This is a genomic window from Methylovorus sp. SPW-M1 (assembly GCF_053848825.1).
Window position 1 is genome coordinate 1,472,655 of record NZ_CM132626.1, and the last position, 17,959, is coordinate 1,490,613.

Annotated in this window: 20 protein-coding genes; 19 read left to right on the plus strand and 1 reads right to left on the minus strand. The window is 55.8% G+C overall.

Going from position 1 to position 17,959, the window contains the following annotated elements:
- Position 1 precedes the first annotated feature (1 nt).
- The 12 genes from fabD to ACWWD9_RS06985 all read left to right on the plus strand — a co-directional run bounded on the left by fabD (position 2) and on the right by ACWWD9_RS06985 (position 9,592).
- Complete coding sequence (fabD, locus tag ACWWD9_RS06930; protein WP_455868112.1) at positions 2-931, plus strand: ACP S-malonyltransferase; 930 nt, start codon at positions 2-4, stop codon at positions 929-931.
- Positions 932-949: 18 nt separating this feature from the next.
- Complete coding sequence (fabG, locus tag ACWWD9_RS06935) at positions 950-1,690, plus strand: 3-oxoacyl-ACP reductase FabG (protein ID WP_455868113.1); 741 nt, start codon at positions 950-952, stop codon at positions 1,688-1,690.
- A 102-nt stretch (positions 1,691-1,792) separates the two neighbouring features.
- Positions 1,793-2,029 carry an acyl carrier protein gene (acpP, locus tag ACWWD9_RS06940; protein WP_013442241.1) on the plus strand — a complete coding sequence of 79 codons (237 nt, stop codon included), beginning with the start codon at positions 1,793-1,795 and terminating at the stop codon, positions 2,027-2,029.
- Between the two features lie 50 nt (positions 2,030-2,079).
- Positions 2,080-3,312 carry a beta-ketoacyl-ACP synthase II gene (fabF, locus tag ACWWD9_RS06945; protein WP_041362697.1) on the plus strand — a complete coding sequence of 411 codons (1,233 nt, stop codon included), beginning with the start codon at positions 2,080-2,082 and terminating at the stop codon, positions 3,310-3,312.
- A gap of 321 nt (positions 3,313-3,633) precedes the next feature.
- On the plus strand, positions 3,634-4,467 hold the full coding sequence (gene pabC, locus ACWWD9_RS06950) for an aminodeoxychorismate lyase (protein ID WP_455868114.1): 834 nt from the start codon (positions 3,634-3,636) through the stop codon (positions 4,465-4,467).
- Complete coding sequence (gene mltG, locus ACWWD9_RS06955; RefSeq protein ID WP_455868115.1) at positions 4,454-5,458, plus strand: endolytic transglycosylase MltG; 1,005 nt, start codon at positions 4,454-4,456, stop codon at positions 5,456-5,458. Before pabC ends, mltG begins: the two co-directional genes overlap by 14 nt.
- Entirely contained in the window at positions 5,448-6,053 is a 606-nt protein-coding gene (gene tmk / locus ACWWD9_RS06960; RefSeq protein ID WP_455866557.1) for a dTMP kinase, read from the plus strand. Before mltG ends, tmk begins: the two co-directional genes overlap by 11 nt.
- A complete protein-coding gene (holB, locus tag ACWWD9_RS06965; RefSeq protein WP_455866558.1) occupies positions 6,050-7,072 on the plus strand; it encodes a DNA polymerase III subunit delta' in 1,023 nt (340 codons plus the stop codon). The genes tmk and holB overlap by 4 nt, the downstream gene beginning before the upstream one ends.
- Positions 7,069-7,449 carry a PilZ domain-containing protein gene (locus ACWWD9_RS06970; RefSeq protein ID WP_013442235.1) on the plus strand — a complete coding sequence of 127 codons (381 nt, stop codon included), beginning with the start codon at positions 7,069-7,071 and terminating at the stop codon, positions 7,447-7,449. Before holB ends, ACWWD9_RS06970 begins: the two co-directional genes overlap by 4 nt.
- Positions 7,450-7,566: 117 nt before the next feature.
- Complete coding sequence (locus ACWWD9_RS06975; RefSeq protein ID WP_455866559.1) at positions 7,567-8,343, plus strand: TatD family hydrolase; 777 nt, start codon at positions 7,567-7,569, stop codon at positions 8,341-8,343.
- On the plus strand, positions 8,334-9,098 hold the full coding sequence (locus ACWWD9_RS06980) for an MBL fold metallo-hydrolase (RefSeq protein ID WP_455866560.1): 765 nt from the start codon (positions 8,334-8,336) through the stop codon (positions 9,096-9,098). Before ACWWD9_RS06975 ends, ACWWD9_RS06980 begins: the two co-directional genes overlap by 10 nt.
- Before the next feature lie 80 nt (positions 9,099-9,178).
- On the plus strand, positions 9,179-9,592 hold the full coding sequence (locus ACWWD9_RS06985) for a hypothetical protein (protein ID WP_015830086.1): 414 nt from the start codon (positions 9,179-9,181) through the stop codon (positions 9,590-9,592).
- 62 nt (positions 9,593-9,654) lie between these two features.
- Here ACWWD9_RS06985 and ACWWD9_RS06990 read toward each other — a convergent pair whose 3' ends face one another.
- Positions 9,655-10,572 (minus strand): LysR family transcriptional regulator, encoded by a 918-nt coding sequence (locus ACWWD9_RS06990; protein ID WP_015830085.1) that lies wholly within the window; start codon positions 10,570-10,572, stop codon positions 9,655-9,657.
- 161 nt (positions 10,573-10,733) lie between these two features.
- On the opposite strand from ACWWD9_RS06990, the gene ACWWD9_RS06995 reads away from it, so the two are divergent.
- The 7 genes from ACWWD9_RS06995 to ACWWD9_RS07025 all read left to right on the plus strand — a co-directional run bounded on the left by ACWWD9_RS06995 (position 10,734) and on the right by ACWWD9_RS07025 (position 17,938).
- A complete protein-coding gene (locus ACWWD9_RS06995) occupies positions 10,734-11,723 on the plus strand; it encodes an XdhC family protein (RefSeq protein ID WP_455866561.1) in 990 nt (329 codons plus the stop codon).
- Positions 11,716-12,345, plus strand: a complete 630-nt coding sequence (locus tag ACWWD9_RS07000; RefSeq protein WP_455866562.1) for a nucleotidyltransferase family protein — start codon at positions 11,716-11,718, stop codon at positions 12,343-12,345. Before ACWWD9_RS06995 ends, ACWWD9_RS07000 begins: the two co-directional genes overlap by 8 nt.
- Before the next feature lie 70 nt (positions 12,346-12,415).
- Entirely contained in the window at positions 12,416-12,886 is a 471-nt protein-coding gene (locus ACWWD9_RS07005) for a (2Fe-2S)-binding protein (protein ID WP_013442227.1), read from the plus strand.
- Between the two features lies 1 nt (position 12,887).
- Positions 12,888-15,083, plus strand: coding sequence for a molybdopterin cofactor-binding domain-containing protein (locus ACWWD9_RS07010; RefSeq protein ID WP_455866563.1), 2,196 nt, complete (start codon positions 12,888-12,890; stop codon positions 15,081-15,083).
- A 292-nt stretch (positions 15,084-15,375) separates the two neighbouring features.
- The gene (locus ACWWD9_RS07015) at positions 15,376-16,794 is read left to right on the plus strand and encodes a cytochrome ubiquinol oxidase subunit I (RefSeq protein ID WP_455866564.1); all 1,419 of its coding nucleotides are present in this window, start codon (positions 15,376-15,378) and stop codon (positions 16,792-16,794) included.
- A 2-nt stretch (positions 16,795-16,796) separates the two neighbouring features.
- Positions 16,797-17,801 (plus strand): cytochrome d ubiquinol oxidase subunit II, encoded by a 1,005-nt coding sequence (cydB, locus tag ACWWD9_RS07020; protein ID WP_455866565.1) that lies wholly within the window; start codon positions 16,797-16,799, stop codon positions 17,799-17,801.
- The gene (locus ACWWD9_RS07025; RefSeq protein ID WP_013442223.1) at positions 17,801-17,938 is read left to right on the plus strand and encodes a DUF2474 domain-containing protein; all 138 of its coding nucleotides are present in this window, start codon (positions 17,801-17,803) and stop codon (positions 17,936-17,938) included. The genes cydB and ACWWD9_RS07025 overlap by 1 nt, the downstream gene beginning before the upstream one ends.
- Positions 17,939-17,959 lie beyond the last annotated feature (21 nt).

Here is a 17,959-nt window from a genome sequence, read left to right on the forward strand (position 1 = left end):
CATGACATTTGCATTTTTCTTCCCCGGACAGGGCTCTCAATCCGTCGGCATGATGCAGGGCTTTGATGGTCTGGCTGTGATCCGCGATACCTTTGTCGAAGCTTCCGATATTCTCGGTGAGGATTTCTGGAAAATGGCGACCGAGCCAAATGACTTGCTGAACCAGACAGCCCATACGCAACCCTTGATGCTGACTGCCGGGGTCGCGACATGGCGTGCCTGGCAGGCTCAGCATGGCGATGCGCCTGCCATCATGGCAGGACATAGTCTCGGCGAATATACAGCTCTGGTGGCTGCAGGTGCACTCAGCTTTGATGCGGCATTGCCATTGGTGCGTTACCGCGCAGAGGTGATGCAAAAAGCAGTTGCCGAAGGCGTAGGTGCCATGGCCGCCGTATTGGGCTTAAGCGATGAAGACGTGCGTGCAGCCTGTGCTGAAGCGGCTCAAGGCCAGGTTGTTGAAGCGGTTAATCTTAACTCCCCAGGTCAGGTGGTAATCGCAGGCCATCGTGAGGCCGTGGAGCGCGCGATGGAAGCAGCCAAAGGCAAGGGCGCCAAACGCGCCATTCTGCTGCCGGTCAGTGTGCCATCTCATTGCGCCCTGATGCAGCCCGCCGCCGCTGAGCTGAAGAATTACCTGCAAGATGTCACCATCAGCCCATCCCGTATTCCTGTCATTCACAATGCAGATGTTGAGTCGCATGATGATGCAGCGAAAATCAAGGACGCCCTTGTTCGTCAGTTATACAGCCCGGTTCGCTGGGTGGAAACTGTCCAGAAGATCAGCCAGCAAGGTATTGCACAAAGTGCTGAGTGTGGGCCAGGCAAGGTGCTGGCGGGGCTCGCTAAGCGCATTGTTCCTGAGTTGGCATGTGTTGCATTGATCAGCCAGGCTGCGATTGACGAAGCTCAATCTCAATTCAAATCATAATTTATTCAGGAGTCGCAGATGCTTCAGAATCAAATCGCGCTGGTCACTGGCGCTAGCCGTGGTATCGGTGCAGCCATTGCCCAGGCATTAGGCCGCAACGGAGCGGTTGTTATCGGCACCGCCACCAGTGAAGCCGGCGCTGAGCAAATTACCAAGGCGCTGCAAGCGGCAGGTATTAAAGGGCAGGGGTTGGCACTGGATGTCAATAACACCGAGCAGATCGATGCCGTGATTGACCAGATTGCCAAGACTTATGGCGATATTGGCATTCTTGTGAATAACGCAGGCATTACCCGCGATACCTTGTTGATGCGCATGAAGGAAGATGACTGGAACGCAGTCATCTCCACCAATCTTTCATCGGTATATCGTCTCTCGCAAGCGGTAATGCGCCCCATGATGAAGGCTCGTCAAGGCCGCATTATCAGTATTTCATCTATCGTGGGACACACCGGCAATGCCGGCCAGGTAAACTATGCCGCCGCCAAAGCTGGCGTCAGTGGTTTTACCAAGTCACTGGCTGCCGAGCTCGGCAGTCGTGGCGTTACCGTCAATTGTGTGGCTCCAGGCTTCATTGATACCGACATGACACGTGAACTCCCCGAAAAAGTGCGGGACGATCTGCTGGGCAGGATTCCCCTGGGCAAGCTGGGTCATGTGGATGATATTGCAGCGGCCGTCGTGTTTTTGGCTTCTCCATCAGCGGCTTATATTACGGGCGAAACCTTGCACGTAAATGGCGGCATGTACATGGCGTGATCGCCAGGTTTTTAGTATCAAGCAGTTTTTTGAATTCCTCGGGACTTTTGCTAGAATAGCCCGAGCTTTTGTAAGCAACATAAACTTGAAAGGGGTATTTAGATGTCTGACATCGAACAACGCGTTAAAAAGATCGTTTCTGAGCAATTGGGTGCAAATGAAGCTGATGTAAAGAATGAATCTTCCTTTGTAGATGACCTGGGTGCTGATTCGCTCGACACCGTTGAACTCGTGATGGCACTTGAAGAAGAATTTGATTGTGAAATTCCTGATGAAGAAGCAGAGAAGATCACAACCGTTCAGCAAGCGATTGACTACGTCAGCGCCAACCTCAAGTAATTTCCCCCATCCATTCTTAAATTCTGGAGTTGCTTTTGTCCAAGCACAATCTGCAGAAGCGCAGAGTTGTCGTGACTGGCCTGGGCGTCGTATCACCGGTTGGTGTCGGTGTTCAGGCGTCCTGGTCTGATCTACTGGCCGGGAAATCCGGTATCACCAGAATCACCAAGTTCGATCCTAGTCCCTTCGCCTCGCAAATTGCGGGCGAAGTGAAGGGTTTCGACGTCTCCCAGTTCTTGCCTGCCAAAGAAGCGCGTCGTATGGATACCTTTATCCAGTACGGCATGGCAGCAGGTATTGAGGCGGTGCGTGATTCGGGTATTGAAGTGACTGAGGAAAATGCCGAGCGTATCGGCGTTTCCATCGGTTCCGGTATCGGCGGCTTGCAGCTTATTGAAGAGACGGATGAGACGTTTCACACATCCGGTCCAAGAAAAATTTCGCCGTTCTTTATTCCCGGCACCATTATCAACATGATTTCCGGCAATCTTTCCATCATGTACGGCTTTAAGGGCCCGAACGTGGCGATTGTCACCGCCTGTACCACAGGCACGCATTCCATCGGTGATGCTGCCCGCATGATCGAATACGGCGATGCGGATGTCATGATTGCCGGTGGCGCAGAAGCGGCCATCACGCAACTGGGCGTAGGTGGTTTTGCCGCCGCGCGCGCATTGTCCACGCGCAATGATGACCCTGCGACGGCTAGCCGCCCATGGGATCGTGATCGTGATGGCTTCGTGATTGGCGAAGGCGCTGGTGTCATGGTGCTGGAAGAGTACGAATCTGCCAAGAAACGTGGCGCCAAGATCTATGCCGAGTTGGTAGGCTACGGAATGAGTGCCGATGCGTATCACATGACCGCGCCTAATATGGATGGTCCACGTCGTTCCATGCGTAATGCATTGAATAACGCTGGCGTAAATCCGGATCAGGTGCAGTTCATCAATGCACACGGTACTTCCACTCCGCTGGGTGATACCAATGAAACCAATGCGATCAAGGCGGCATTTGGTGACCATGCAAAGAATCTGGTGGTGAACTCCACCAAGTCGATGACGGGTCACTTGCTGGGTGGTGCGGGTGGTCTGGAGTCGGTATTTACGGTTCTCTCCATTCATCATCAGGTATCGCCTCCCACTATCAACATTTTCAATCAGGATCCTGAATGTGATCTGGATTATTGCGCCAATGAGGCGCGTGATCTGAAGATTGATGTGGCGCTGAAAAACAACTTCGGCTTCGGTGGTACCAACGGTTCCCTGGTGTTTGCCAAAATCTGATCTGCCGATCAGGCTTGTCTTATGCTCAAAACTGTGCATGGCCTTGATGGTTATGCACAGTTTTGTCGCATTTGACGGTCCTGTGACAGAAGGCCACACTCGAGATTGCTTTAATTTTTCAAGTTGTTGATTTTAATAAGCTAATTATTTTTAGCTCTTTTTGAGTCAAAATCAAAAAATCTAATGCCCAGCGATACTTAGCGGCATTATCCTGCAATCTTCCACAAATCTATCCACAGCTTTTGTGGATGCAAGACTCCTTTGTAATGACGTCAACATGCTTTAGGATAACGGTGTTTTTAACGAGCACATGAGCGCCCGATGACGTATCCCTTGCCGACATTGGTAAATGGTCGGCCCGATGCATTGATATCGCCTGCAGACCGCGGCTTGGCCTATGGCGATGGCGTATTTCGAACCTTGCCCGTTATTCTTGGCAACCCTCAGGTATGGGCTTTGCATTACCGCAAGCTGAGTGAAGACTGTTCACGGTTAAGCTTATCCTGCCCACCAGCCAGCGAGCTGTTAAACGATATTCAGCAGCTCTATGCCGATCATGCGAGTGGGGTTGCGAAAATCATCATCAGTCGCGGGGCAGGAGGGCGCGGCTATGCCATCAGTGCCGAGATGCAATCCACCCGCATTGTCATGCGAACTGCCATGCCGGATTACCCGCAGCATTATGCGGAAGCTGGGGTGCAACTGACACTGTGCAATCTCAGGCTGGCTCATCAGCCCAGGCTGGCGGGTATAAAGCATCTCAACCGGCTGGAAAATATACTGGCCCGTATGGAGTGGCAAGACCCGGATATTTTTGACGGGGTATTGCTGGATCAACAAGGGTTTGTGATCGAAGGCACCATGTCGAATATTCTGCTACGGTTTGGTTTTCGCTTGTTGACGCCGGATCTCAGGCGCTGCGGGGTGGCGGGTGTCACGCGTGATCGCATTCTGCAATTGGCGCCATCGCTGGGGCTGCAAGCAGGCGTGGCGGATATTTCGCTGGATCAAATGATGCAAGCGGACGAGATCATCATTTGCAACAGCCTGTTTGGTGCATGGCAGGCAACCCGCTTCAACGGAAAAACCTGGCAGCCTCAGCAACTGGCGGAACAGTTAAGGTATTTATTGCAGGAACAACATGAAATTGATTAGATCTTTACTGTTACTGGCATGCCTGGCGCTGGTGGTAGCAGGTGCATGGCTATATTTCTACAGTACAACGCCATTGGCGGCGCGTGCCACCACGGAAGACGTCTCCCTGAAAGCGGGCAGCAGCTTGCGTAGCGTCGGGCTGCAACTGGTGCAGCAGGGCGTGCTGCAGGAACCCTGGAGCTTTGAAGTGCTGGTGCGTCTGTTTGGCAAGGCGGGTGACATCAAGGCCGGTAATTATCAGATTGCGGCAGGTACTACGCCTTATCAGTTGCTGATTACCTTGACCAATGGCAATACCACGCAAGCCAGCATTACCTTTATTGAGGGGTGGACTTTTCAGCAAATGCGGGCTGCGCTGAATGCGCATGAGTCGGTACGCCACATGACCATGGCATATACCGATCAGCAGATATTGGCCGAGGTAGGGGCCACCGAAGAAATTCCCGAGGGCTTATTCTTCCCCGACACCTATTACTTCACGCCGCAATCCAGCGATAAAGATATCCTCAAGCGGGCTTACACCACCATGCAGCAAAAGCTCTCCACGGCCTGGGCCGGCAGAGACGCGGGCTTGCCTTATGCCACGCCATACCAGGCCTTGATCATGGCCTCCATCATTGAGAAAGAAACCGGCCGTGCCGTTGAGCGGCCGCAAATTGCGGGTGTGTTTCTAAATCGCCTGCGCCTGGGCATGCGCCTGCAAACCGACCCTACCGTGATTTACGGGGTAGGTGAGCGTTTTGATGGCAATCTGCGTAAAAAAGACCTGCTCCTGGATACGCCATACAACACCTATACACGTGCCGGCTTGCCCCCCACGCCGATTGCCATGCCTGGCCTGGGCGCCATTGAAGCCGCGCTGCACCCCATGAAAACCAAGGCGCTGTATTTCGTGGGCAAGGGCGATGGCAGCCATGAATTTTCATCGACGCTGGCAGAACATAACCGGGCCGTGGTGCAGTATCAATTGAGGCCCAATCGTGCGCGGTAAATTCATTACTCTCGAAGGCATGGATGGTGCGGGCAAAAGCACGCATATACCGGACATTCTGGCGCAATTGCAGACGCGTGGCGTAGAGGTGATATCCACGCGCGAGCCGGGAGGAACGGCGCTGGGTGAGCAGCTGCGTGAAGTACTATTGCATACCCCGATGGCGGCTGAAACGGAAAGCCTGCTGATGTTCGCTGCCCGGCAAGAGCATCTTTCTACCTTGATCTTGCCCGCGCTGGAGCGCGGCGCTTATGTGCTGTCGGACCGTTTTACCGATGCCTCGTTTGCTTATCAGCATGGTGGCAGAGGGCTGGCCGCGGAGCGCATTGCCCAACTGGAGCAATGGGTGCAGCAAGGGCTGCAGCCGGATTTGACCTTGCTGTTTGATGTACCAGTGGAAGTCAGTGTGCAAAGGCTGGCAGCGGCTCGCACCCCGGATAAGTTTGAGCGTGAATCTGCAGATTTTTTCCGGCGTATTCGCCGTGCCTATCTGGACCGGGCACAGCAGTTTCCTGAGCGCTTTCGCATTATTGATTCCAACCAGCCGCTGGAGCAGGTCAAACTGGCTGTGCGTGCTGCCCTGAGTGCCTTATGAGCCAGAAGCTGATGATTTTTCCCTGGCAACACGCCGTATGGGCGGGCTTGATCGCGCAGCGGAAAACCCTGCCGCATGCCATGTTGCTACGCGGACCGGCCGGCATAGGCAAGCTGCAGTTCGCGCAAGCGCTAAGCAAAGCCCTGCTGTGTCAGCAGCCACAAGCCGATGGGCATGCCTGTGGGGTTTGTGCCAGTTGCGGGTGGTTTGCCCAAGGCAGTCACCCTGATTTTCGCTTGCTGGCCCCCGAGCAGGATCAAGCTGATGAAGATACGCCAGCGCCCGCCAAGCCCACTACCAAAAAAACACAGATATCCGTCGCCCAGGTGCGTGAGCTAGGCGGATTCCTGGAGTTATCCAGCCATCACAACGATGGCGTGCGCATCGCGCTGATATGTCCGGCAGAAGGCCTGAATGTGGCCTCAGCCAATGCCTTGCTGAAAATGCTGGAAGAGCCGCCACCGGGCGTAGTGTTCCTGTTGGTGGCCCATCAGCCGCAACGCTTGCTGCCGACCATTACCAGCCGTTGCCGCAAGGTGGATATGCCGGTGCCCGATATGCAGGGCGCCTTGAGCTGGCTCAACGAGCAGGGGGTAGATCAAGCGGAGGTCAGGCTGGCTTACGCCGGCGGCTCGCCTATGGCTGCGCGCGATCAGGCGGAGGGCAGCAAGCCGCTGGAGCTGATACTGGCGCAACTGGCTCGTGGAGCTGGTGCCGATGCTTATTCGCTGGCGACAATGCTGAATGCCCTGGGAATGGCGGAGGCCATGCGGGTATTGCAAAAATGGCTTTATGATCTGCTTGCCTGCCGCTTTGCCGTACAGGCGCGTTACCACATCCTGCATAATGCCGCTTTGCAAGCCTTGGCCAAAAGCGTAGACTTGGCTCAAATGCTTGAATTACAGCGTAAACTTGACGATGCCTACCGCAGTGCGACGCATCCATTGAACAATGAGCTGCAACTGGAAAGCCTGATGTTGCAGTATGTGCAGTTATTTTCCGCCAAAACCAGAACATGAGTACCAGCGCGCTTCCTAATGACCCCTTGATCAGCTCCCCAGCCAAGCCTGGGGTATTGTCATTGGCCATCAAGGAAAAGGCAGCGCTTTACGCCTCCTACATGCCCTTCATCAAAGGGGGAGGCCTGTTCATCCCCACCAATAAACCCTATCGCATTGGCGATGAGGTTTTCATGTTGCTGAGCCTGTTGGATGATCCCGTCAAGCTGAAAGTCGTGGGCCATGTGGTATGGATAACGCCTGTGACGCAAGGTAGCCGTCCCCAAGGTATCGGGGTGCGCTTCAGCGAAAAAGATGGCGGTATTGAGGTCAAGAACAAGATTGAAGCCTTGTTGGGCGGTGCCATGAAGTCTCCTCGCCCTACATACACCATGTAGCTACAGCTTGCTGGCATTGGACATCCCAGTGTTTTGTTTCACCTGCAGTTAATTTATGTTGTCATTGTCCTGCATTGTCGTTAACCCGGTTTGTTGCCGTTATTGTGAATATTCTCCATGCTTGTCGATTCCCACTGCCATATCAATTTTCCTGACCTTGCCAGCAATATGCCTGCATTGCGTGCGGCCATGGCTGAAAATGCGGTTGGCCATGCCTTGTGTGTTTCCGTTACCTTAAAAGACTTTCCCGCCGTGCTGGCTGTCGCCGAAGCCCATGACAACATTTTTGCATCGGTGGGTGTGCATCCGGACTATGAAGACGAGCCCTTTTTCACTGCAGACGATCTGGTCAAGCTGGCGCAGCATCCCAAGGTGATTGCCATCGGCGAGACCGGGCTGGATTACTTTCGCCTCACTGGCGATCTGGAGTGGCAGCGGGAACGCTTTCGCACCCATATCCGCGCGGCCATCGCAGCAGACCGGCCCTTGATCATTCATACGCGGTCTGCGGCTGAAGACACCATATGCATCATGCGGGAGGAGGGCGCTGAGCGCATTGGCGGCGTCATGCACTGCTTTACAGAAAGCCTGGAAGTGGCTGAGCAGGCCATGGCGCTGGGCTTTTATATTTCCTTCTCCGGCATCGTGACCTTCAAGAATGCTGGCGCGCTGAAAGACGTCGCGCGGCAAATCCCGCTCGATCGCGTACTGGTCGAGACCGATTCGCCTTACCTCGCACCTATCCCGTTTCGTGGCAAAACCAATCAGCCTGCCTATGTGAAGCATGTGGCGGAAGAGGTGGCACGGTTGCGTGGCATCTCGCTGGAAGAGTTGTCCGAAGCTACTACCCGTAATTTCTTCACATTGTTCAGGCAGGCACGTCCATGCAATTGACCATGCTGGGCGTAGGCTCCAGCGCGGGCACGCCGGTCGTGGGCTGCCAGTGTGCAACCTGCCGCTCGAGCGACGCGCGCAACAAGCGCACCCGCTGCTCCTCGGCCATTACCTTTCCCACGGGTGAGGTGGTGTTGATTGATACCGGGCCCGACCTGCGTTTTCAGGCGCTACGTGAAGGCCTGAATCGGGTAGATGCGGTGCTTTATACCCATACACATGCCGATCATCTTCATGGCATTGATGATCTGCGCGCCTTCTGCCAGATACAACGAAAACAGATTCCGCTCTACGGCAAGGCCGATGCCCTGGCGCATATAGCCGACAAATTTGGCTATACCATCCGCGAGCCGAGTGATTTCTGGGATTTGCCCGTGCTGGGGCTCAACGAGGTAAAAGCGCCGTTTGAGCTATTCGGCAAGACCGTGACCCCGATTCCCGTCAAGCATGGCTACAGCGATATTCTGGGCTTCCGCATCGGAAACCTGGCTTATCTGACCGATGTGTCCGAAATCCCCGAGGCTTCGCTTCCCCTGCTGCAAGGTCTCGATGTGCTGCTGCTGGATTGCCTGCGCTATAAGCCGCATTACACGCATATCAACCTGGAGCAAAGCCTGGAATATGCTGCCATGATTGCCGCGGCCGACACCTATCTTATCCACATGACCCACGAGATGGAGTATGCGGCGGTCAGTGCCTTGCTGCCGCCCAATGTGCATGTGGGTTATGACGGTTTGCAATTGCATTTTGAATGAGCAGGTAGTGAAACTATCCTGCTGCATGTACTGCCTAAAAGTGCGATAATCGCCCCCTCAAACGTGTATCGGAACTCACTATGCAACTGAATACCATGCAATTGACCAAGACTTTTTCTGCCTCTGTGCTGCTGGCGGCTGTATTTGCCGTGGCTGCCTTGCCTGCCATGGCTGCCGACACCGCTCCTGCCAAAACCACAGCTGCAAAAAAAGGCAATTATTCAGAAACCGATTTCTTGCGTGCCTTCAGCGGCAAGTCGCGCCAGGTCGTGACCGAGCGCCTGGGCAAGCCTGTGAAAAAAGAACAATCCGTTATGCCATCCAATGCCGCTGGCGTGGTCGGCAAAAAGCTGGATACCTCCAAGCCGGTGAATGTGGAAATGTGGTACTACAACAATCTGGTCGAGTATTCCCCTAAAAAGACCTACAAGGTGACCGAGCTTACTTTTGTGAATGATCGTTGCATGAACATTGCGTTTTTCAACAATCGTTGATTGTTGCATGCTCAACAAAAAGGCTGCCATGTGCAGCCTTTTTTATTGTGCCTAAGACGGCATTACAGCATGGTGGGCATCACTGATTCCTTGGCCAGTTCTTCTGCCAGATAATCAAACACAATGCGCACGCGGGGTGCGACCGGGCCGCGCTGGGGGCGATAAACATACAGGGTCCAGGGCTCCGCGGTGTAATCCTCCAGCAGCGGGACCAAACGCCCCTCGCGTATGTGGGGAATCGCCATGCAGCTCCCAATCTGCCCGATGCCTATGCCATCCAGTACCGCTTGTATTTCCAGCTGCGAGTCATTGGTCAATAACACCTGGTTATTGATCTGTAACTGCTGACCGCGCGCAAACATCCATGGCCAGGCTCTGCCACTGCTGGGGGCGATCAGCCCCGTGGTCGGCAGATGCAGCAAATCCTGCGGCGTTAATGGTTTGCCTATGCGCTTGATCAAGGCTGGGGATGCCACATTCCAGAAAGCCACCCGGCTTGCCGCCTTCGCTATGAAGCCGTTGTCTTTCAGGGTAGCGCCCACCCGTATGCCAATGTCAATCTGCTCATCAATCACATCCGCAATATTGTCCGAAAGGCGAATATCAAACTGAATGCCGGGATAAGAGGAGGAGAGGTCGCGCAACAGGGGCAGCAGGAAAGTGCGGCCTATGCCCATGGGCACCGTGATACGCACCAGGCCACCGAATTCGCTAGGCTTGCTGCCCGCACCCGGAGTAAAGAGATTATCGACATCCGCCAGGGCTTTTCTGGCTTCAAGTGCAAAGCCGCGACCAAACTCAGTGATGCGGATTTGCCGTGTATTGCGATGAAACAACAGCTCACCCAGGGCATATTCCAGATCCTTGATCGCGCGCGTCACGGCTTGTGGCGAAATCCCCAGTCTGAGGGCAGCCTCTTTGAAACTGCTGGCATCTGCAGCTGCGCAAAATACCCGCATCATTTCCAGTTTGTTCGACATGTATGCATTCCTGTTTGTAATGCTGTGTATTATTCCACAATATGGAATTCTAAAATCATGACTATGTCATTTATCATGAAGTCCTAAGCGGGCATAATGAAATTCTTACACGCAAGTTTGTTGTATATCTTGTCTTCACACCTATGCCATCGGGGAGCGCCATGGATAGCGTCGATTTTTCAGTATTCACCACGGCCCTTGAATGGGCGCGACAAAAGCAGCCATTGTGGCTCATGACGGTGGTTGAAACCTTTGGTTCCAGCCCAAGGCCTGTAGGGGCCATGCTGGTATTACGTGCAGATGGCCTGATGGTGGGATCGGTTTCTGGCGGATGCATCGAAGACGATCTCGCCGATAAAGCGCGCCTTGGCCAACTGCCTCAGCACAGGGCCGAAGTGCTTACCTATGGCGTCACCACGGAAGAAGCGCGTCGCTTTGGCTTGCCATGCGGTGGCGTTCTCAAATTGCTGGTCGAGCCCATGCGCGATGATCGCTGGTTGCAGCAAGTACAGTCTCTTGTGGCTGAGCATCGCCTGGTTTCTCGTACCCTCGAACTGGATAGCCTGAACGTGGTGGTGAGCGATGCCGCCCCGGACAGCAGGCTCACGCTCAGCGCAACCCACTTGACCACGATACATGGCCCGCGCTGGCGCATGCTGATCATTGGTGCCGGGCAAACTTCGGTCTATCTCGCCCAAATGGCACAAGCGCTGGATTACGAAGTGATCGTGTGTGATCCTCGCGAAGAATTCAGACAGACGTGGTCGGTGCCGGGCACCCACATCACTGGCGATATGCCGGACGACGCCATTTTGACGCAGCAAGTGGATAGCCGCACCGCGGTGATTGCGCTGACCCACGACCCCAAGCTGGATGACATGGCCTTGCTGGAAGCATTGAAATCCCCTGCATTTTACGTGGGGGCGCTGGGGTCACATCGCACCAATCAGCAGCGCCGCGAGCGGCTGGCTCTGTTTGATCTTGCCCCTGAAGAAATTGACCGCCTGCACGGCCCGGTAGGCCTCAGCATTGGTAGCCGCACTCCGCCGGAGATCGCGGTGGCGATCGTGGCCCACCTGGTGTCCATACGCAATCATCCCCAATTCAATGCTGCCTCGTTTCAACCGGCCGAACTCAAGCAGCATGCCTGACAACAAGCATGACATCAGCCCGATTGTGCTGGCCGCCGGCAGTTCGTCCCGCTTTGGCGGACCCAAGCTGATGCAGCCACTGACCGGGGATAGAGGTGCCATCTGTGTGCTTTCACAAGCACTGCAGCCATGGCTGACGAGTTTTCCTGATGTGTGGGTGGTGGTGCCGCCTGAGCACAAGGCGCTGCGGGCGCAGGTAGAGCAAGAGCTGGATGCGACCGATCGCATTCACTGGCTGGCATGCGATCAGTCAGCATCGGGCATGGGGCACAGCCTGGCCTTTGGCGTGGCACAAACCGCCCAGGCCGATGCCTGGCTGATCGGGCTGGGTGATATGCCGGATATCTATGCGAGCACACTGCAATCACTTGCGGAAAAGCTTGCAAGCGGCCAGGCCCTGATAGCACCTGTTCATGCAGGCAAGCGCGGGCACCCGGTCGGATTCAATGCCCAGTTTCGCCAGCCCCTGATGGCATGCCAGGGCGACCAGGGGGCAAGGCAGATTGTGCAGGATCATATGGACCAATTGGTGACGCTGGATGTCGACGACGCCGGCGTGCTGTTTGATATTGATACTGTGGCGGATTGGCAGCGGCGCGAGTCGGCGTTTGCCGCGCCCTAGTTTTTCCAGCAATACAGATTACCCTGAATTTTTTTGCTTTTATTTTTAACTTTAACAAGATGAGGTAACCATGATCACCTTGAATGTAAACGGCGACCAGCACGATCTGGATGTGACCGATGACACCCCCATACTGTGGGCCTTGCGCGATGTGGTCGGCCTGACTGGCACCAAGTTCGGGTGTGGCATGTCGCTTTGCGGCGCCTGCACCGTGCATCTGGATGGCAAACCGATACGCTCCTGCGTCACACCGGTATCCGCTGCCACAGGCAAGGAAATCACCACGATTGAAGGCATAGGCGCCAGCGAACTCGGCAAGCGCGTGCAGGACGCCTGGATTGAACAGGAAGTGGTGCAATGCGGCTACTGCCAGTCCGGCCAGATCATGTCCGCCGTTGCCTTGCTGAAGGAAAATGCGACGCCATCGGATCAGGACATCGACAATGCCATGTCCGGCAATATCTGCCGCTGCGCCACCTATGCGCGCATTCGTTCCGCCATCAAGCTGGCTGCTGGTCAGCCTGCCGCCAAGGAGGCCTGATATGCACATGCTGCCCGAAACACAAACAGCCGAAACCGCACGCGGGGATGTCAGCCGCCGCGACTTTCTTAAACTTTCATCCGGTCTGGGCATAGGCCTGCTGCTGGAATTCAGCCTGCTGGGCACCGCCTGCAGCAAGCTGGGCATTGGCGGCAAGCAGGAATTCACGCCCAATGCCTTTATCCATATTGATCAGGATGGCGTCGTGACCATCGTCGCGCACAAGGTAGAAATGGGGCAGGGGACATATACCTCCATGCCCATGCTGATTGCCGAAGAGCTTGAAGTTGACGTCAGCAAGGTCAAGCTGCAACACGCACCGCCGGATGACAAAGCCTATGGGGATGCCTTGCTGGGCGCTCAGATTACCGGGGGCTCCACCTCCGTGCGCGGTGCCTGGAAGCCTTTGCGTGAAGCTGGCGCCCGTGCGCGCATGATGCTGATACAAGTGGCTGCCGATGAATGGAAAGTGCGCCCCGAGACCTGCTACGCTGAAAATGGCGAAGTCGTCCATCAGCCAACCGGGCGTCGCGTGCCGTATGGCGATCTGGTGGAGAAGGCCTCGCGCCTGCCTGCACCCACTGCTGTGACGCTCAAGGATCCCAAGGATTTCAAGATCATCGGCAAGCCTGTGCACCGCCTGGATGCGCCGTCCAAAGTGAATGGCACCGCCGAATTTGGCATTGATGTCAAAGTGCCGGACATGAAAATCGCCACCGTCAGTGCCAGCCCGGTATTTGGCGGCAAGCTGGTCTCCGTAGATGACAGCGAAGCCAAAAAGATTCAGGGCTTTCAGCAGGTAATCAAACTGGACAATGCCGTGGCCGTGATTGCCGACCACATGTGGGCCGCCAAGCAGAGCCTGGCTGCGCTGAAAATCACCTGGGATGATGGCGAGCATGCCGGTTTCTCCAGCGCCAGCCTGCGCGAAGACATTGCCAAGGCATCCGAAGCCAAAGGCGCCGTGGCCAAGAACACGGGCAATGCGCCTGGCGTGATTGCCTCTGCCGACAATAAGCTGGAAGCGGTTTATGAACTGCCGTTTCTCGCCCATGCCACCATGGAACCCATCAATTGCACCGTGCACGTTCAGGACGATGGCTGCGATATCTGGGTCGGCACCCAAGTGCCCGTGGTCGCACAGATGGTGGCTGCGCAGTTGACTGGCCTGGCGCAAGACAAGGTGCGCATTCATAACCATCTGCTGGGGGGCGGCTTTGGCCGTCGTCTGGAAGTCGACTCGGTGGCACAAGCGGTATCCATCGCCAAGCAGGTTAACTTCCCGGTCAAGGTGGTATGGACCCGTGAAGAAGATATACAGCACGATATGTACCGTCCGTATTACTACGACCATATCTCGGCCGCCATCGATGAGCATGGCAATCCGCAAGCCTGGCAGCACCACATCACCGGCTCATCCATCATGGCGCGCTTTTTCCCGGCCGCGGTGAAGGATGGCGTAGACCCGGATGCGGTCGAGGGCGCGACCGATCTGCAATATGCCGTGCCAAATGTGTATGTCGATTACGTGCGTCACGAGCCGCCATTGCCCACCGCTTTCTGGCGCGGCGTCGGCCCCACCCATAACATTTTTGTGGTGGAGAGCTTTATTGACGAGCTGGCCGCCAAGGCAGGCAAGGATCCCGTGGAATACCGCCTCGCCTTGCTAAAAAACGCCCCGCGCGCCAAGGCGGTGCTGGAACTGGCGGCAGAAAAAGCCAACTGGTCCAGCCCACTGACAGCGCCCGCCAAGGGCAAGGCTGGCAAAGGCGTCTCGGTGCTGTTTGCCTTTGGCACCTACATTGCCCAGGTGGTGGAAGTGGAAGTTGATGCGGATCAGCAGGTACGGGTGAAGAAAGTGGTCTGCGTAGTGGACTGCGGCTATACCGTGAATCCTGACACCGTGCGCGCCCAGATGGAAGGCGGCATCATGTTTGGCATTACCGGCGCGCTGTGGGGTGAAATCAACTTTGAGCAGGGCCGTGTGCAGGAAAGCAACTTCCATAACTACCGCATGATGCGCATGAATGAAGCGCCGGTGGTCGAGGTGCATCTCGTGCCCAGCCAGGAAAACCCGGGTGGTATCGGTGAGCCAGGCACGTCTGCCGTGATGCCTGCGGTGGCCAATGCCGTGTTTGCCGCCACTGGCAAGCGCGTGCGCAAGCTGCCGATTGCCAAGGCGCTCACGACTACCTGAGCCCGCAGGCAAGCCTGAGACGCTGGCTCTCATCAAGGATGAGAAGTCGGAATCGCAGGCGCTGATGTAAGTTTGCTGAAGAGGCCGACCTTAACCGGGTCGGCCTTTTTCATGCGATCAAGTCAGGGCAGGGCATGCTAACAGGCGCCTTTCCGGCATCACACTGTACCGATCAAATAGCGCCTGACTGTGCATTGCATAGTGCCATGCTTATCCTTAGGATTTAATTGGAAATTTATCTGGTGTTCGCAGGGTCATATGCCCAGACAGCCAGAAAACCTGAGGATGCATCATGTCAGTTTTAGCGTTGGATCTTGCCCGCATACAATTCGGGTTCACCATTTCGTTCCACATCGTGTTTCCCGCCATCACCATCGGCATGGCGAGCTATCTGGCTGTGCTGGAAGGCTTGTGGCTCAAAACCAAACAGGCCCATTACCTCGAACTCTATCGTTACTGGTCGCGCATTTTCGCGCTGACGTTTGGCATGGGCGTGGTATCCGGCCTGGTGATGGCCTATCAGTTCGGCACCAACTGGTCGGGCTTTTCCAATTATGCCGGCAGCGTCACCGGTCCCTTGCTGGCATATGAAGTCCTGACAGCCTTCTTTCTCGAGGCAGGGTTTCTCGGGGTCATGCTGTTTGGCTGGAACAAAGTCGGGCCTGGTCTGCATTTTGTTTCCACGCTCATGGTGGCCGTCGGCACCCTGATTTCCGCCACCTGGATTCTTGCCTCCAATAGCTGGATGCACACGCCGCAAGGGGTTGCTCTGGTGGATGGGCGATTGATCCCGGTAGACTGGTGGCAGATTATTTTCAATCCTTCCTTCCCGTATCGCCTCATGCACATGGTGGTGGCGGCCTATCTGGCAACGGCCTTGCTGGTCGCGGCTGTCGGAGCCTGGCATTTATTGAAAGGCACCACCACCAGAGCGGTGCGCACCATGTTTTCCATGGGCATGTGGATGGCCTTGCTGGTCGCGCCAGTGCAGGCCGTGATAGGTGACTTCCATGGTCTGAATACGCTGGAGCACCAGCCGGCCAAGATTGCCGCCATTGAAGGGCACTGGGAAAACCAGCCAGGGGAGGCCACGCCGCTGATCCTGTTTGGCTGGCCTGATATGGCCGCAGAAAAAACCCATTTTGCCCTGGAAATCCCACACCTTGGCAGTCTTATCCTGCGCCACTCCTGGGATGCCCCAATCCCCGCGCTGAAAGAGTTCGCGCCGGAAGACCGGCCCAACGCCACTATCGTATTCTGGTCATTCCGTATCATGGTGGGCCTGGGCATGCTGATGATACTGTTAGGCGTGTTATCGGCCTGGTTGCGCTGGCGTGGCCGCCTGTACGACACACGTCCTTTCCTACGTTTTGCGCTCTGTATGGGGCCAGCCGGTGTGCTGGCGATCCTGGCCGGATGGTTTACCACGGAAATAGGCCGTCAGCCCTGGGTGGTGTATGGCATGCTGCGCACCGCGGATGCCGTAACACCGCACAGTGCCTCAGAAGTTGGCCTGACGCTGGTGCTGTTTGTGCTGATTTACCTGCTGGTGTTTGGGGCAGGCGTGGCATATTTGCTGAGATTAATGCGCGTACCGCCGCAGCCAGATGAAACGCCAGCCAGCACGCCTGACCTGGAAGAAGACCATGTCTTTACCCTGGCCCCGGAATTCAGTGCCGACAAGCCCGGCTCAACCGAAGGAGGACGCTAGTCATGGAAGCCAATCTACCCCTGATCTGGGCCGGCATTATCCTGTTCGGCATCATGATGTACATCATCATGGATGGATTCGATCTTGGCATCGGCATTCTCTATCCCTTTTTCAGCGACCGGCATGACCGCGATGTGATGATGAATACGGTAGCGCCGGTGTGGGATGGCAATGAAACCTGGCTGGTACTGGGCGGCGCAGGCTTGCTGGCGGCATTTCCGCAAGCCTATTCCATCATCCTCAGCGCCTTGTATCTGCCGCTGATCTTCATGCTGATGGCGCTAATTTTCCGGGGAGTGGCCTTCGAGTTTCGCTTCAAGGCGCGCGATCACGAGCGCCATTTCTGGGATAAGGCCTTCATAGGCGGTTCCATGGCCGCGACCTTTTTCCAGGGCGTGACTCTGGGTGCCTATATCCGCGGTATTCCAGCGGTGAATGGCGTTTATACAGGGGGTGCGCTGGATTGGCTGACGCCATTTTCGCTGTTTACCGGTGTTGGCCTGCTGGCGACCTATGCCTTGCTGGGCAGCACCTGGCTGGTCATGAAAACCTCAGGCGAGCTGCAAGCGACGTGTTATCGGCTGTCGCGAGTGCTCGGCCTGGTGTTGCTGGCGATTATCGCCATCATCAGCCTGTGGACACCATTTATCGATAGCCGCATAGCCGCCCGCTGGTTCGGGCCTGATATGTGGATGTTGCTGCCTATCCCGCTGCTGGTGCTGTTCTGTTTCTATCAGCTGCAAAGAGCGTTGGCGCGCAAGGCCGAGGTATGGCCTTTTGTGTTTACCCTGGGGTTGGTGTTTCTGGGATACGTAGGACTGGGCATCAGCGTGTGGCCGAATATCGTACCGCCCGACATCAGCATACAGGCGGCCTCGGCACCACCCCAGAGCCAGGGCTTCGCCCTGGTAGGCGCGGTGATCATTATCCCTATCATCCTGATCTATACCGCCTGGGGCTATTACGTATTCCGCGGCAAGGTGCAAGCCGGGGAGGGCTACCATTAATGGCGGATAAATCTGAAAAACGCTGGGGACAGCGCCTGGGCTGGCTGTTTCTGATCTGGCTGGGCAGTGTGCTGGCATTGGGCGCAGTCAGCCTGCTGCTACGCCTCATCATGCGGGCAGTGGGGCTGACCACGTAATAGAGCCGGGCTGCTACCTCG

What these genes read in the sequence shown, in the direction of transcription:
- fabD (WP_455868112.1), top strand. Translation starts at nt 2, where the DNA reads ATGACATTTGCATTTTTCTTCCCCGGACAGGGCTCTCAATCCGTCGGC.
- fabG (WP_455868113.1), top strand. Translation starts at nt 950, where the DNA reads ATGCTTCAGAATCAAATCGCGCTGGTCACTGGCGCTAGCCGTGGTATC.
- acpP (WP_013442241.1), top strand. Translation starts at nt 1,793, where the DNA reads ATGTCTGACATCGAACAACGCGTTAAAAAGATCGTTTCTGAGCAATTG.
- pabC (WP_455868114.1), top strand. Translation starts at nt 3,634, where the DNA reads ATGACGTATCCCTTGCCGACATTGGTAAATGGTCGGCCCGATGCATTG.
- mltG (WP_455868115.1), top strand. Translation starts at nt 4,454, where the DNA reads ATGAAATTGATTAGATCTTTACTGTTACTGGCATGCCTGGCGCTGGTG.
- holB (WP_455866558.1), top strand. Translation starts at nt 6,050, where the DNA reads ATGAGCCAGAAGCTGATGATTTTTCCCTGGCAACACGCCGTATGGGCG.
- ACWWD9_RS06970 (WP_013442235.1), top strand. Translation starts at nt 7,069, where the DNA reads ATGAGTACCAGCGCGCTTCCTAATGACCCCTTGATCAGCTCCCCAGCC.
- ACWWD9_RS06975 (WP_455866559.1), top strand. Translation starts at nt 7,567, where the DNA reads ATGCTTGTCGATTCCCACTGCCATATCAATTTTCCTGACCTTGCCAGC.
- ACWWD9_RS06980 (WP_455866560.1), top strand. Translation starts at nt 8,334, where the DNA reads ATGCAATTGACCATGCTGGGCGTAGGCTCCAGCGCGGGCACGCCGGTC.
- ACWWD9_RS06985 (WP_015830086.1), top strand. Translation starts at nt 9,179, where the DNA reads ATGCAACTGAATACCATGCAATTGACCAAGACTTTTTCTGCCTCTGTG.
- ACWWD9_RS06990 (WP_015830085.1), bottom strand. Translation starts at nt 10,572, where the DNA reads ATGTCGAACAAACTGGAAATGATGCGGGTATTTTGCGCAGCTGCAGAT.
- ACWWD9_RS06995 (WP_455866561.1), top strand. Translation starts at nt 10,734, where the DNA reads ATGGATAGCGTCGATTTTTCAGTATTCACCACGGCCCTTGAATGGGCG.
- ACWWD9_RS07000 (WP_455866562.1), top strand. Translation starts at nt 11,716, where the DNA reads ATGCCTGACAACAAGCATGACATCAGCCCGATTGTGCTGGCCGCCGGC.
- ACWWD9_RS07005 (WP_013442227.1), top strand. Translation starts at nt 12,416, where the DNA reads ATGATCACCTTGAATGTAAACGGCGACCAGCACGATCTGGATGTGACC.
- ACWWD9_RS07010 (WP_455866563.1), top strand. Translation starts at nt 12,888, where the DNA reads ATGCACATGCTGCCCGAAACACAAACAGCCGAAACCGCACGCGGGGAT.
- ACWWD9_RS07015 (WP_455866564.1), top strand. Translation starts at nt 15,376, where the DNA reads ATGTCAGTTTTAGCGTTGGATCTTGCCCGCATACAATTCGGGTTCACC.
- cydB (WP_455866565.1), top strand. Translation starts at nt 16,797, where the DNA reads ATGGAAGCCAATCTACCCCTGATCTGGGCCGGCATTATCCTGTTCGGC.
- ACWWD9_RS07025 (WP_013442223.1), top strand. Translation starts at nt 17,801, where the DNA reads ATGGCGGATAAATCTGAAAAACGCTGGGGACAGCGCCTGGGCTGGCTG.